The organism is Filimonas zeae, assembly GCF_014641615.1.
GTDB lineage: Bacteria > Bacteroidota > Bacteroidia > Chitinophagales > Chitinophagaceae > Filimonas > Filimonas zeae.
In genome coordinates this window covers 398,531-411,176 of the sequence record NZ_BMIB01000003.1, presented here as the reverse complement: position 1 = coordinate 411,176, position 12,646 = coordinate 398,531, and the positions used below count along the sequence as shown (strand labels likewise).

Annotated in this window: 17 protein-coding genes; 10 read left to right on the top strand and 7 right to left on the bottom strand. The window is 44.2% G+C overall.

The features are described from left to right. Nucleotides 1–29: 29 nt before the first annotated feature. From IEY13_RS14770 to IEY13_RS14740, 7 genes are all read left to right on the top strand, one after another. Complete coding sequence (locus tag IEY13_RS14770; protein ID WP_188953416.1) at nucleotides 30–413, top strand: Imm44 family immunity protein; 384 nt, start codon at nucleotides 30–32, stop codon at nucleotides 411–413. Nucleotides 414–1,237: 824 nt separating this feature from the next. Next, nucleotides 1,238–2,488, top strand: coding sequence for a hypothetical protein (locus IEY13_RS14765; protein ID WP_188953414.1), 1,251 nt, complete (start codon nucleotides 1,238–1,240; stop codon nucleotides 2,486–2,488). A 254-nt stretch (nucleotides 2,489–2,742) separates the two neighbouring features. Continuing rightward, nucleotides 2,743–3,036, top strand: coding sequence for a hypothetical protein (locus IEY13_RS14760; RefSeq protein ID WP_188953412.1), 294 nt, complete (start codon nucleotides 2,743–2,745; stop codon nucleotides 3,034–3,036). A gap of 298 nt (nucleotides 3,037–3,334) precedes the next feature. Further along, a complete protein-coding gene (locus IEY13_RS14755) occupies nucleotides 3,335–3,955 on the top strand; it encodes a hypothetical protein (RefSeq protein WP_188953410.1) in 621 nt (206 codons plus the stop codon). Between the two features lie 11 nt (nucleotides 3,956–3,966). After that, nucleotides 3,967–4,374, top strand: a complete 408-nt coding sequence (locus tag IEY13_RS14750) for a DUF5675 family protein (protein WP_188953408.1) — start codon at nucleotides 3,967–3,969, stop codon at nucleotides 4,372–4,374. Further along, nucleotides 4,361–4,609 (top strand): hypothetical protein, encoded by a 249-nt coding sequence (locus tag IEY13_RS14745; protein WP_229687875.1) that lies wholly within the window; start codon nucleotides 4,361–4,363, stop codon nucleotides 4,607–4,609. Before IEY13_RS14750 ends, IEY13_RS14745 begins: the two co-directional genes overlap by 14 nt. Nucleotides 4,610–4,611: 2 nt before the next feature. Beyond that, a complete protein-coding gene (locus IEY13_RS14740) occupies nucleotides 4,612–4,797 on the top strand; it encodes a hypothetical protein (protein ID WP_188953406.1) in 186 nt (61 codons plus the stop codon). A gap of 63 nt (nucleotides 4,798–4,860) precedes the next feature. Here the strand turns inward: IEY13_RS14740 and IEY13_RS14735 are convergent, their stop codons facing one another. From IEY13_RS14735 to IEY13_RS14720, 4 genes are all read right to left on the bottom strand, one after another. Next, nucleotides 4,861–5,232: a co-chaperone GroES gene (locus IEY13_RS14735; RefSeq protein ID WP_188953404.1), complete on the bottom strand. Its 372-nt coding sequence runs from the start codon at nucleotides 5,230–5,232 to the stop codon at nucleotides 4,861–4,863. Nucleotides 5,233–5,267: 35 nt separating this feature from the next. Continuing rightward, nucleotides 5,268–6,089 (bottom strand): universal stress protein, encoded by an 822-nt coding sequence (locus tag IEY13_RS14730; protein WP_188953403.1) that lies wholly within the window; start codon nucleotides 6,087–6,089, stop codon nucleotides 5,268–5,270. Between the two features lie 68 nt (nucleotides 6,090–6,157). Continuing rightward, nucleotides 6,158–6,358, bottom strand: a complete 201-nt coding sequence (locus IEY13_RS14725; RefSeq protein ID WP_188953401.1) for a hypothetical protein — start codon at nucleotides 6,356–6,358, stop codon at nucleotides 6,158–6,160. A gap of 128 nt (nucleotides 6,359–6,486) precedes the next feature. Then, complete coding sequence (locus tag IEY13_RS14720) at nucleotides 6,487–6,705, bottom strand: helix-turn-helix domain-containing protein (RefSeq protein ID WP_188953399.1); 219 nt, start codon at nucleotides 6,703–6,705, stop codon at nucleotides 6,487–6,489. Nucleotides 6,706–7,035: 330 nt separating this feature from the next. Between IEY13_RS14720 and IEY13_RS14715 the strand changes: the two genes are divergently transcribed. Both IEY13_RS14715 and IEY13_RS14710 read left to right on the top strand, forming a co-directional pair. After that, entirely contained in the window at nucleotides 7,036–7,254 is a 219-nt protein-coding gene (locus IEY13_RS14715) for a hypothetical protein (RefSeq protein ID WP_188953397.1), read from the top strand. A gap of 221 nt (nucleotides 7,255–7,475) precedes the next feature. Then, nucleotides 7,476–9,782, top strand: a complete 2,307-nt coding sequence (locus tag IEY13_RS14710; RefSeq protein WP_188953395.1) for an ABC transporter permease — start codon at nucleotides 7,476–7,478, stop codon at nucleotides 9,780–9,782. 49 nt (nucleotides 9,783–9,831) lie between these two features. Here IEY13_RS14710 and IEY13_RS14705 read toward each other — a convergent pair whose 3' ends face one another. Both IEY13_RS14705 and IEY13_RS14700 read right to left on the bottom strand, forming a co-directional pair. Beyond that, nucleotides 9,832–10,218 carry a hypothetical protein gene (locus tag IEY13_RS14705; protein ID WP_188953393.1) on the bottom strand — a complete coding sequence of 129 codons (387 nt, stop codon included), beginning with the start codon at nucleotides 10,216–10,218 and terminating at the stop codon, nucleotides 9,832–9,834. 110 nt (nucleotides 10,219–10,328) lie between these two features. After that, nucleotides 10,329–10,790: a hypothetical protein gene (locus IEY13_RS14700; RefSeq protein ID WP_188953391.1), complete on the bottom strand. Its 462-nt coding sequence runs from the start codon at nucleotides 10,788–10,790 to the stop codon at nucleotides 10,329–10,331. A gap of 177 nt (nucleotides 10,791–10,967) precedes the next feature. On the opposite strand from IEY13_RS14700, the gene IEY13_RS14695 reads away from it, so the two are divergent. Then, complete coding sequence (locus IEY13_RS14695; protein WP_188953389.1) at nucleotides 10,968–11,339, top strand: SpoIIAA family protein; 372 nt, start codon at nucleotides 10,968–10,970, stop codon at nucleotides 11,337–11,339. Between the two features lie 30 nt (nucleotides 11,340–11,369). Here the strand turns inward: IEY13_RS14695 and IEY13_RS14690 are convergent, their stop codons facing one another. Further along, entirely contained in the window at nucleotides 11,370–12,578 is a 1,209-nt protein-coding gene (locus IEY13_RS14690; protein ID WP_188953387.1) for a PepSY-associated TM helix domain-containing protein, read from the bottom strand. Nucleotides 12,579–12,646 lie beyond the last annotated feature (68 nt).

Sequence of the window (12,646 nt, the reverse complement as noted above, 5' to 3'; positions counted from 1 at the left end):
TTTTTTACTATTGCAGATTATCTTTAAGTATGAAAGTAGTATTTATTGCAGAACTGGACGCAGAAGCAAGGTTTGAGACAGTATTATACAGATATATGGACGTTATGTCGGAATACTTTTCAGACAAAAATTACGGTGAAGGTATTCCCAAGATATGTCTTTGCCCTGTATGCCGCCCCAGTTACCTGCAATTGAAACAACGCGTAAGAATGGATCACAAGAATAAAATCTTCTATTGTGACATTATGTACAATTTCGAGTATTGGGTGTCTGCAGATACTGTTGGGCGGGAAGCAGACTTTTTCACAGGATTTCGCCAGATTATTCCTTTCCTGGAAAAGCGAAAGTATAAGAACTTCGATGTTGCCGCATTTGAAAGGGATATGGAAGCTTTTCTGAGCGAATATATCTGACCTTTATTTTTCTTTATTGATTTGAAAATGCCGTCTCAGTTTAGGGACGGCATTTTCAATATGGTAGCAATGCTTAAATAATGAAGGTAGCTTTTATTGCAGAAACGCACACAGAGGCAAGATTTGAAAATGTGCTGTATAAATATATGGACGTGATATCCGAATTAAATTGCAATAGCTATAAGGCACTGCTAACATATAAACTGCCAGAAAGTAAACACCGCCCGACACTCTATACATATATCAGTAACACTAGCAACAAAGCCCGTTCACCCTGGGCCTTAGCTAATTTCAGCAGCCAACAGATAGATATATGCCAGCATGCTATAACGCTAAAGTAATGCAGAACTCATTTAAATACACACTGAATAAAATGAACAAGCGTACAAAATAAAATGCCAGACAGTAAATACTGCCCGGCACACCCTTGCAATAAAACCCATAAAACGGAAAGCCTGGTTACAATCAGGCTTTATTAAATTAAAAAAATCACAATAGATAAACATCCACCGTATTAACCCTAAACGAAAATAAGGCAGAACCGAATTGCAAAACCACCCTGAACAAAATGAACAAGCCGGAACAACGTATATGTAAATAACAAAACCATTCTTTAACTATTCTTTTACATATGGCAATATAAATTAGTAGTGCCAATTCCCCAGGGCACTACTTTAGATAAGATCAGGTTTCCGCTATTCTATAAAACAATACTTTATAAAAAACGCACTATGAACCCAGATTAAATGCTGCCACGCTACCGTAGTAATACGGCAGATACCAAATCTTATTAATCATTAATCCCTACCATAAAAAGAAGTGCTATGAAAATTGACACGCTGCCTCACTCAGCTCAACCACCGTATGCAGAACGCTCTAATGCCCTGCCCAACCTGTTTTTAATGTTAAGCTACCAGCTACCACCAGAAAAAGTACCCAACCTTAAAAGCACCGGCCAGTTTGAAGCATGGGTAACAGACATTGAAGCCCACTGTAATAGCTTTACCATTGAACTGCTTACATTTTCATATTCCGAAGCAGATACTTCCGTTAAACATAGCCTGCAAAAAAGCTGGTGCGCCGTTAATGCCCTGCTGGATATAGTATGGAACTATATTAAAAAGCACCCCGAACTAAAGGCCGATTACCAGCCTATACTAAACGCTTTTATTCAGGTATACGATTATCTGGATACGCATTTTAAACACTTGTACCCGGCTGGCAGTAAAATGCCAGACATTATTGTACATAAAAATATACCGGTTATGAGAAGCGGGTACCAGACTTTATTAAAAGCGCATAATAACAACGGGCTGTTAAAAGCGCTTTTACACCCCGTATGGGAAGTAATTAAACATCCCGGAAAAGGCAACAATACCTTTCACCGTGTTATGTATGCCTTTCAGTTACTGGGCCGTGTTAAACTATGGCACCAGACCAAAGGCACTTATGAGCAGCTATACAATATTGCCCTTTGCATGAATACCAATTGCCCGGCCTTTTTGCAATACCTGGGCGGTATGGGTAAAAACACGCTGGAGGTTTATGGTGATGCGCGCAGCAAACAAAACTTTTTAGATAGCTGGCATGCCCAGCACCGCGAAGCACTATGGTTATGCAAACAAACCAAATTACAGGAAGGCTATAACACAGAAGAGCAGCATGTAGCAGTATGGTTAACAAACTGGTTGCAGGAACAAAAGGAATATGTACAACTGGCAGATGAAGAAATGGACGAAAAAGAACGTCTTGAACTGGCGCATGACCTTGCTTTTCTATGCTGGCACACCAAAGTATCAGCAGAAATGGGCTTTTACAAATCAAAAATGGTACGCCCCATTATTCGCGTACTGGTTAACTTTATTTCCACTAAAAATGCACCGGTGCCGTCTTTTCAATCGCTTGTAACCATGATTAAGGGCGATGAAATACCCTGGCAAACAAAGGATGAACTGGCTGATTATTTTGCCCGGTGCATTAATCATGTATTTAAAATGCCCGAAAAAGGTATACGGCCCATAAAATCTAAACCTAAAACAAAGCCTGCACACGCCGCAAAAGCCAAAAGGAAATAAAATACCGCTGTTGCAAAAAGCGGTAATAATAAAGTACAATACTAATTACACTGGTTATAAAATAAATCCATCGTCATATTTATGGCGATGGATTTTGCATATATAGGAATGATATTTACATATGTGGCGGCAATATTCACAGCTATAAAATTCATCCCTACAGCTATGGGGATGAATTTTATAGCTGTGGCGATGATCGCTACACATGTAGCGGCCCTGTTACATATGTAAAACTCATCGCTACAGCTATAGCGATGAAATTTATAGCTATAGCGATGGCCCAGATAGCTGTGGCGGCCAGTTTTACATATGTAAATTTCATCCCCATAGCTATAAAACTGAATCTGGCTTCTATAAAATTCATCCCCATAATACCTGGTTTCCCTATCTCAGCCCAAAAACCGGCAAAAACACATACACTTTTTCTACAATACAATCATGTATTTTCATTTTCAGCCCTCTGTAACCCTTTGCCAGTAATACTTTCAGAAAAAAAAGGGAAGTGGAGGGGAACTGCCGGCCTATCAGCCACCCTTGCAAAATACTAACAGCCAATAAAATACATATATCAGCAGGTTTTTTCCGGCATAAACAAACAGCAAATTTATTTTTTATTTCCCTTACCAGCACTGCATTTGAGCCCGTTTGCCGGCAACTTCCCTTTTTGTAAACATTTGGCGCATCACCAATTTTACATTGTCAACAGCGGCAAACAAAAAGGAACGGCCGTTCGCCCTTAAATAAGCTTTACCTGTTTAACCGGTTACTGCGCAGCAAAGCAGGCAAGGCTTATGAAGGGATTTTAGGTTACCGCTTTTATTAAACATTTTTATTAAATAATAAGTCATGAAAGCATATTCATATTTTGTTCCATCCATTGATGCACAAGCCAGTGTATGGGCAGGAACCGTAAACGAAACAGCCCCCGTTATTGGCCCCCAGTTAGGCTTAACAGCAGCAGAAGTAACGGAGCTGCAAACAGCCGCCACCAATTACAAAGTGGCAGTGGAAACGGTAGAAACCAAAAAACGCGAACTGGAAGAGGCAGTTGCCAGAAAAAACGAGAGCCGGAAAACCGATGTGCAGGTAATTGCCAGATTTGCCGGTTTTATGAAAAAGCACAAAAACTACACAGAGTCGCTGGGTAGCGCTATGGGCATAGTAGGTTCTGTAACCATCATAAACCCTAAAGATCTGAAACCGCTTCTCTCACTCAGATCTTTTCCAGGACGTGTAGAAGTAGGCTTTAATCTGCAGCTGATGAAAAGCATTACCATATACTCGCGGCTTAAGGGTACTAATGGCTGGGAAAAACTGGGTAACGATAAAAGTTCTCCCTTTATTGATACCCGCCCTTTACAAGTACCTCACCAGCCCGAAATGCGCGAATATGCAGGCAGGTACTTTGATGGAAAAGAGGACATAGGGCAAATGAGTGCTATTGAAACCATTGCATTTGGTGGCTAAAACAAAATACCATGGAACTAATACTGCACCGCACCTACTACAGCACCGGCACCAATGGCCTGCTGATGCTGAATAACCAACTGGTGTGTTATACAATTGAACTTCCATGGCGCGATAACGAACCCCGGGTATCCTGTATACCCGAGGGTGAGTATCCGCTGGTAAAAAGGCTTAGCCCCAACCATGGCGAATGTTTGTTATTGAAAAACGTTCCCAACAGAAGTTTAATTCTGATACACACGGCCAACAACGCCATACGTGAACTGCAAGGCTGCATTGCCCCTGTAAGCAAGCTTACCGGACCCGGCTGTGGAGATAAAAGCCGCCTGGCATTCCGGCCACTGCTACAGCTGGTATACGCCGCGTTACAACAAAAACATTCTGTAACCATTAAAATTGTAAAAAATGAACTCCAATAAATTAATCAGCATTGTACAAAGGGCACAGGCCCCTACTCCACCCTTTTTTAAAAAGCTGCGCAACATAGGCCTGGTACTGGCCGCTACGGGTGGCGCTATTATGGCCAATGCGGCAGACTTACCGGCAGTGGCAGGCACCATAGCCAGTTACCTTACCCTGGCGGGTAGCATAACCGGGGCCATAAGCCAGCTTACCATTACCACCACAAACGATAACACTAAAAACAAAGATTGAGTATGAGCCAGCACATTCCCAGCTTTGGAGCCCATGCAGGTATTACCGGTGGCATTATCTGTACAGTAGCAACCAGCTTTAGCAGTACCGACCTTTTAAAATCAGCCTTAATGGCCGCCGTTGGCGGTGTGGTGAGTGTGATTGTAGGTTTGCTGATGAAGAAGCTGTTAAGCAAGTGGTTCAGGTAATAATATTGCAATAAACAGCAAACTAAAATCCCCTGCTGCAAAGCGGGGGATTTTTTATTAGCATCAGATATCTTCTTCCCGCTCCAGCATTAATATAGCATTCTGCGGAACGATATAATATTTATCGCCTTCATACACTATTTCCGTAGCGCCACTTAACAGAAAAATAGCCAGATCGCCTTCACGCGCCTGTAGCGGTATGTATTTTACCTGTTCGTCTGCCCCTTTCCACGATTCATCTTCTACAGGTACAGGAATGGCGTAACCGGGTCCGGCTTTAATTACATATCCCTGCTGCACCTTTTCTTTTTCCTGTACACCGGGTGGCAGATATAAACCACTGTCGGTACGCTCATTTTGTTTAGAGGGCCGTATAAGTAACCGGTCGCCTATAACAATCAGCTTTTTAAACTTGTTATCCGTTGTAAGCATCATACCCGTAAAAATTGGGGCACAAAGTAACGGAAACCTTACAAATCGTGTACAAACAACAGTGGAATATCTGAGCGGTACGTAATTTCCCGGCTAATGCTCTGGTGAAAAAGATCGCCCCAGAAACTGCGGTGCCGGGGCAGGCTAACTATCAGCGAAGCGCCACGCTGGTGTGCAAAACGGATGATAGATTTACCTTCCTCTGCCCCATTATTGTAATGGTATTCCGGATTAAACTGCTCCAGCCTGAAATGGAGTTCTTTAATTTCCACGTACGATTCAGGCCCAAATTCCTTTTCCTGCTGATCGATGTTTAAAACATCCAGCTTTCCGCCCAGCATACTAAACCACTTATGCAGTTCATTATAAGAAGCATCGTTCAGCTCGCGCAGGTCGGTAGCAAACACGGTATGCTTAACAGGTTGTATAACTGCTGTTTCCGGTACTACCAGTACCGGGCAGGATACTTTTTCGGGTATGGAAACGGCATTGCTGCTGCCTTCGGTTTGCTGGCGTTTTGCGCCAATACCCATTACCACCAGATCAATGTTTTCCTTTACACAAAGTTCATTCAGCACATCCTGCATACGGGCATTTTCAACCTGCAGGTCAATAGCCGTATCTGCATGCGCCTCCCCTTCCAGCCGGTTGGCCAGTTCCAGCAGCATATCTGTATACTCTCTATCCAGCTCTTCGCTGGATATACCGGGCTCTGTAGTTACCAGCACAGGCGCCATAGCCTGGTAGGCATGAAACAGAATAATTCTTTTAACAGGAAGGTTTCGCGACAAACTACAGGCATATTTAGCGGCATGAAATGCGGCATCGGTAAAATCTGTTAAAATAAGAAGCGTAAGCATGGTGTTTTTATTTACTGCTCTAATATATTGTTTTTGCTTTCAGAAACTACTATTTCCGGGCAGGTTATTTACCTCCATTTTCCGGGGCTTTTTTCAGTTGTTTCTTTTTGTGTAAGCCCCGGTTTCAGCTTCATGCTGTGGGTTATATTGGCAACAGTAACATCAACAGACTGCTTTTTAGTGGTTTGTTGTGCCATAACAGCAGTACAGGTAAGGCAGCACAGTGTACAGGCTACCAGAAACAAACGGAATAGCTTTGCTTTTTGCATAACAGATATTTATGGGTGTATAATAAAACAGCCACTAATATCGCGCAAATAGTGCGGGCCGGCATTGATGATTTCGGGTAATTTCTTGTCAGTTTACACGTTTATATACAGGCACAAAAAAAGCCCGCTCAGGGCTTCTTCACCGGTTCCAGCAAATCGTGGGGCGATACTTCCAGAAACCTGGCAATGGCATACAATTCATCCAGCCGGGGCTGCCGGTTATTGGTACACCACGATGAAACGGTCTGGGGATTAATACCCAGATACTCCGCCAGTGCTTTGCTGGATGTACGCTTTAAAGCAATGGTGGCCTTTATGCGGTTATATATTACTACCTCTTTTGGCATAAGGCTAAGATAAAAAGGTCTAACGACTTGATTCATAGGCAAAAATGCGCATATTATTATAATTATATAAACTATGGTAGAATAAAAAACACAGCAAACATCAAAAACACACACATACATACGAGCAGAAAAACAGAAAAAATACACGGTACATCGAATTAATGCACTTGTGTTGGCATACCAGCACGTTACACCTGGCAATTATTTTTTTGCCATCTGCTGTTATGAAACTGCCTGTTGAACCATTCATTATACGCAGCCCGTTTTTGGGCTGCAACCCTGCTGCATAAGAGGCCTTGCCTGAAAGACGGGCCTTTTGTATTACTATATATGGAAAAAGAACGGACAGAACGGGAAAAAACGAAATTACTCTGGGCATTTGTACCTGCTGCTGTTGCAGCCATCTGGGCTATTGGCTATACCTTCCGGGTATGGCCGGCGCTGGTACAGGAACGGCATCACCACCCACTAAAACAGATAGATACCACCGTGCGGCAGCGGGATTCCCTGCCAGATTCGCTGGTACCTTATTCTACCCCAGGGCAGTAAACACGCTACGGCAGCGTACACCGGGTGTATTAAAAGCGGACAGTACCACAACAGCGCCGCACCCATAACAAACTGTAAAACAGCCTGTTGAACAATGGGCATTCATTTGGCGTGTTCCTATATCTTTAACACTACCCAATAACGTACTGCCCATGTTTGCAAGCTACTTTAAAATCGCCTGGCGCAATTTGTGGAAAAACAAAAGCTATACCCTCATAAATATGGCAGGGTTAATAACAGGTATTACCTGTTGCCTGTTTATAGGGCTTTACATTTTGCATGAAGTAAGTTTTGACAGGTTTCAGCAAAAGGGCGACCGGCTGGTACGCGTTATTATGGAGTACGGATATGAAGGCAAAACAGAAAAAGATAACTATACCAGCACCAAAGTAATGCCCGTGTTTGCGCGCACTTTTGCGGAAGTGGAAACGGGAGTGCGTATGGAACTGACTGATATGATTGCCCATGCAGGAGGCAAAGAGGTAGAAGAAAAGAACATACTGTTTGCAGATTCTACTTTCTTCCGCATGTTTTCTTTTCCGGTATTACAGGGCGATACAGCCACGGCCCTGAACGGCCCGTATAAAGTATTGCTTACAGCATCCACTGCGCGCAAGTACTTTGGCAATACCAACCCCATTGGCCAGGTGGTAGAACTGGGCGTTAACAAAGAAATTTATCAGGTAACCGGTATACTGGCCGATTGCCCTTCCAATTCGCAGATACCGTTTAACATGGTTGTTTCATTTTCTTCTAACGGCCAGATACAGGAAAACACCTATTGGAACGCCAATTACACCACCTACCTGTTACTGAAGAATAACAAGCTGCGCAATCAGCTACAGGCTAAGATTCCGGGTTTTATGAAAAAAGAGATGGGGCAGATGAATGATCCGGGCGCTATGCTTACCTACCACCTGGAGCCGTTTAACAGCATTCACCTGCACAGTACCTATAACGGTTTTGTACCCGGTACCAGTATTACCTATATCTATATTATTGCAGCCGTGGCATTGCTGCTGCTGTGTATTGCCTGCTTTACCTACATTAACCTGAGCACAGCCCGCTCTGCCGAAAGAAGCCGCGAGGTAGGCATACGCAAAGTATCCGGTGCAGGCAAGCAACAGATTGTATGGCAGTTTCTGATTGAATCGGTAATACTATGCCTGGCAGCACTGCTTATAAGCGCAGGTATGATATACCTGCTTATGCCTGCCTTCAATCAGCTAACCGGTAGCCAGCTACAGGCTTCTGCGCTGTTTACGCCTTCTATTATCATTTACGCTTTATCGCTGGTGGTAGTTACCGGTTTGCTGGCAGGCAGTTATCCGGCTTTTATACTTTCTGCTTTTCAACCGGTAAAAGTGCTGAAGGGTTTTAACCCTAAAACAGCAGGCTCCTGGCTGCGCCCCACCCTTATAGTGTTTCAGTTTGTAATATCTATTGTACTTATCATTTCCACTTTTGTGGTGCAGCAGCAGCTGCATTATATACAAAACACCAATCTGGGTTATAACCGCGATCAGATAGTGGTGTTACCTATGGACAGGCAGGTACGCAAATCTATGAGTGTATTAAAAACAGCGCTACTGGCATCGCCCGATGTACGCAGTGTAAGTGCTGCCACCAACGCCCCTACACAAATAGGCGGTGGGTATACTGCACAAACCAACGAAATGCAGGCTAAAGGTGGTGGCTTAAGTGTAACCGGCATTATTGTAGATGAAGACTACCTTACAACCACCGGCATTAAACTGGTAGCAGGCAGAAATTTTACACAGGCAGAAGCGTTTGATACCAATGCACGCATGCATTTAATGCTGAATGAAACCGCCGTAGCAGCCCTGGGCTGGACGCCCGAACAAGCTATTAACAAGCCGCTGTATATGAATAACGATCAGCCGGGCCGTGTGCAGGCAGTAATTAAAGACTTTCATTTTTCTACCCTGCATAACCCCATAGGCCCGCTGGTGTTTTTTAACGATGTGTACCGGTATACGCTGCTGGTTAAAATAAGCGGCGCTAACGTTTCGCAAACCATTGCCCACCTGCAAAAGGTTTGGAAAAGTCAGTTCAGACACCGCCCGTTTAACTATCATTTTCTGGATGAGGACTACAACAACATGTACCAGGCAGAATTGCGCACCGGCCGCATTGTAAATACATTTTCTGTAATAGCCCTGGTACTGGCTTGCATGGGTTTGCTGGGGCTGTCGTCTTATACCGTATACCAGCGCACCAAAGAAATAGGCATACGCAAGGTACTGGGCGCCACGCTTACAGATATTACCGCGCTGTTATCGAAAGATTTTCTGAAGCTGGTGCTGATAGCGATAGTTACCGCTACGCCTATTGCCTGGTATGCCATGCATAAATGGCTGCAGCAATACGTATACCGCATTCACATAAGCTGGTGGGTGTTTGCACTGGCAGGTGCAGGCGCGTTAGTGGTTACACTGCTTACGGTTAGTTCACAAACCATTAAAGCCGGGCGGCAGAACCCCGTTAAAACATTAAAAGCAGAATAAAGGCCCGCCTTAATGGCCAGCCTCGGTATTTTGCATTTGCAGGAAATATTTAATTAAACGGAACCGCTTTTTTAGCGGAGACAACACTGTCTACAATAAAAACGCTTACCCCGCGCCAGGGCAGCGTATGCAGGTATTCTTTATAATGCAACTCCAGAAAAGCACCTGCATTGTTATTGAGTATTTCTGCTACTTTAGGGTCGGTAACAGAAAACATAAACTCGTTAGATTGAATATTGCCCTGCACCGGGCTGCGTATACCGGATTGAATAAGCCTGCCTTCCCAGGTTTTAAATACATATCCTTTGCGCACAAAATAGTTCATAGTGCCTGCTTTGGTGCCATCGCCAAACACAAAATAGTAACGGTAATAAAAAACGCCGGTAATAACCAATACTATCACCAGCACCAGAATGGTAATTATCTTTTTGCTCATATAAAAACAGCGGGGTGTTTATCAGCCTGCCATGGTGCTTTCAAATATAGAACAATAAAAACAGCCGCTGAAAACAGCGGCCGCTTTTCTACTATCTATAAAAAACCATCTTAACCACGTCTGTCTCTTCTGCCATCCCCTCTGCGGTTGTCGTTTCTGCGGTCGTTATCCCAACGGTCGTTACCACGGCGGTCATCACGGTCGCGGTTGTTAAAGCGGTCGTTGGCGCGGGCGTAGTAAGTTCTGTTTTCGTTATGGTGCATGTAAGGCAACTGCTGACCACGTATGCTGATTACCCTTCTGTTGCGGAAATCGAAATTGCGGAACCGGGGAGGCAGCTGCTGCGCCCTGCGCCAGTTATTACCTTCATGAACGATGTACACCTTTTCGCGAACAGAATAATAACAATCCGCATCAGGTATATAGTAATAGTCTGCCTGATCCTGGTTAACCACCCAGGCGGGTTGTGAGCCGATATTGATATTTACATTGAACCGTACCTGAGCCTGCGCGGAATAACCAAACACCAGGCTGGAAAGTACTACGGCTGAGAGAACGATTACCTTTTTCATATTGTTTGTTTTATACCTGATATATTTCAAACCGGATACCCGTATTTGTTAAAGCCTTTTTTCAGCTGCTTACCGGCAGTATTTAGCGGCGAAAAGGCAATGATTTGCGGCCATCAGCAAAAACAGTTGTTCGTTTTTTGGTCAGACTTTTGATACTGTTAACAAAAACAGGAACCTATGATTGAAATTCTTACCGACGTACCCGATAATGTAGCCGGTTTTCGTGCAGTAGGCGAAGTAACCGGCGACGATTTTAAAACCGTTGTTTTTCCGGTGGTAGACCAGGCGGTGATACGCCACGGGGAGTTAAACTATCTTATGATTATTGATACGCCATTGAGCAACTGGACCTATGGCGCCTGGGTGCAGGATGCCCTGCTGGGTGTGCAGGAACTTACCAAATGGAACAGGGCTGCTATTGTTACCGATTCGGAGGGTATTAACCGCTTTACCGATATCTTCAGCATTCTGGTACCAGGTGTATTTAAAGGCTTTTTACCAGAGGAACTGCCACAGGCCGTTAACTGGGTGGCTACAGGAAACAAATAATTATTGCCGGGAGTGGTAGCAACAACTGTATCAGGAAACTGCTGCAGGCTGTAAGGCTGCTACTCCCGGTTCTCTTTTAGCCGGTTGCAGTGGCGCTTTCTTTTTTACTTTCTTTTTACGGCCCAGATAAATGAACAAGCCGGTTACCGGCAGCGATGCTGCAAACAGGCTTACAAAAAATGCCAGTATTTTAGTGGGCCATCCGTAAATACTGCCCGTATGTATAGGGTATACCAAACGCCTTACTTTATTGCCCTGGCTAAGTTTACCATAAGGCAGCGTTTGCAGTTGTGCACCAGTACCTGCATCAAACCATACGGTGCTGGCTTTATTGGAAACAACCGCTTCCTCATCGTATTTTACTACTGCTATAGCCACACTATCGGCCGCCGGCAGGGTAATAAAGGTTTTACCATGGAAAGGATATACTTTATCAGTGGCTTTGTATACGCTTTGGTACAGGCCCGGCACCTGACTGTTTTTTGCGGTTAGTGGCGCTTTATTTACTACTACCGGTGCTTTTGGTTTTTTACCATCGGCCAGGGTGTAAATAAGGTTATTTACCCACTCGTAACTCCACACCAGGCCGGTAACGGATATAGCTATCAGGAAGAAAGAAGTGTAGAATCCAAAAACGGCATGTATATCCCAGTTTACTCTTTTAAAAGAACCATCCCATTTTATGCTGAAGCGTTGTTTAGCAGCATTTTTATTGGCAGGCCACCAGATAACCATGCCGCTGATGGTGAGAATAACAAACATGCTGCAGGAAATGCCGGTGATTATTTTTCCGGTGCTGCCCGCCAGCAGGTAGCGGTGCAGATTGGTTACTACGGAAAAAAAGCGGTCTTCAATTTTGCCCTTGCCCAGTACTTTACCGGTATAAGGATTTACAAAAACGTATTGCTGTTCCAGACGTTTGCCGTTGCCCAGCATTACCATGGTACTACGGTCAGCTGCGGGTTCCAGCCTTACCTGCCGCACCGGAGCGCCGGGATATTCTTTTTGCGCAATAGCCATCAATGCATCTACCGTAAAACGGGTTTCTTCCGGCTTTGCCTCCACTACCATCTGCTTCCGGTATATAACCGGTTCCAGTTCTTCTTCAAACACCAGTATACAACCCGTAAGTGCTACTACCAGTACCACCAGGCCCGAGGCAAGCCCCAGCCACAAATGCACCTGACCTATCAGTTTTTTAAAAGTAAAAGCCGGTTTCTTTTTCCTGGGGGAAGGCATAGTACGGGTATTTACCGGCAAAAATACCCGTACGCCTTTCCACAGATTTGCGAATTCGGGAAAAACTA